1 protein-coding gene is annotated in these 1092 nt (G+C 67.9%); it reads left to right on the forward strand.

What is annotated here, in order from left to right; all coding sequences use genetic code 11:
• Positions 1 to 1092: DNA repair protein RadA (radA, locus tag B2W70_RS04300; protein ID WP_286743211.1), on the forward strand; the 1092-nt coding region annotated here is incomplete at both ends.

Raw genomic sequence — 1092 nt, forward strand, 5'->3', positions numbered from 1 at the left:
CATCGTGGCGGGGGGCGTCGTGCTGATCGGGGGCGACCCGGGCATCGGCAAGTCGACCCTGCTGCTGCAGGCGCTCGATGCCTTGTCACGCCAGATGAAGGTGCTCTACGTCACCGGTGAAGAAAGCGGCGCCCAGGTGGCGCTGCGCGCTCACCGCCTCGGGCTCGATGGCTCGAAGGTGCGGGTGCAGGCCGAGATCCAGCTGGAGAACATCATCGCCACGCTGGAGGCCGAACAGCCCTCGTTCTGTGTGATCGACTCCATCCAGACGCTGTTCTCGGACCAGCTGAGTTCGGCACCGGGCTCGGTCGCCCAGGTGCGCGAATGTGCCGCTCACCTCACGCGCGTGGCCAAGGCATCGGGCTGCACCGTGGTGCTGGTGGGCCACGTCACGAAAGAAGGCTCGCTGGCTGGCCCGCGCGTGCTCGAACACATCGTCGACACGGTGCTGTATTTCGAGGGCGACACGCACAGCAGCTTCCGGCTGGTGCGCGCCATCAAGAACCGCTTCGGCGCGGTCAACGAGATCGGCGTCTTCGCGATGACCGACAAGGGCCTCAAGGGCGTCACCAACCCCAGCGCCATCTTTTTGTCCACGCACAGCGAGCCGGTACCGGGCTCCTGCGTGCTGGTCACGCTCGAAGGCACGCGGCCGATGCTGGTCGAGATCCAGGCGCTGGTCGACAGCGGCGGCCCCAGCCCCCGGCGCCTGAGCGTGGGCCTGGAGCGCGACCGCCTGGCCATGCTGCTGGCCGTGCTGCACCGCCACGCAGGCATGGCCTGTTTCGATCAGGACGTGTTCTTCAACGCGGTGGGCGGCGTGCGCATCAGCGAGCCGGCGGCCGACCTGGCTGTGCTGCTGGCGATCCAGAGCAGCCTGCGCGGCAAGCCACTGCCCAAGGGCTTCATCGCTTTTGGCGAAGTGGGCCTGGCCGGTGAGGTGCGCCCCGCCCCACGCGGGCAGGAGCGCCTGAAGGAGGCCGCCAAGCTGGGCTTTTCGGTGGCCATCGTGCCCAAGGCCAACGCCCCCAAGAAACCCATCGAGGGGCTGACCATTCACGCGGTCGATCGCATTGAAGAAGCGATCGACCG

Origin of the sequence: Aquabacterium sp. UBA2148 (assembly GCF_002328915.1) — a bacterium.
GTDB classification, from domain to species: domain Bacteria; phylum Pseudomonadota; class Gammaproteobacteria; order Burkholderiales; family Burkholderiaceae_C; genus Aquabacterium; species Aquabacterium parvum.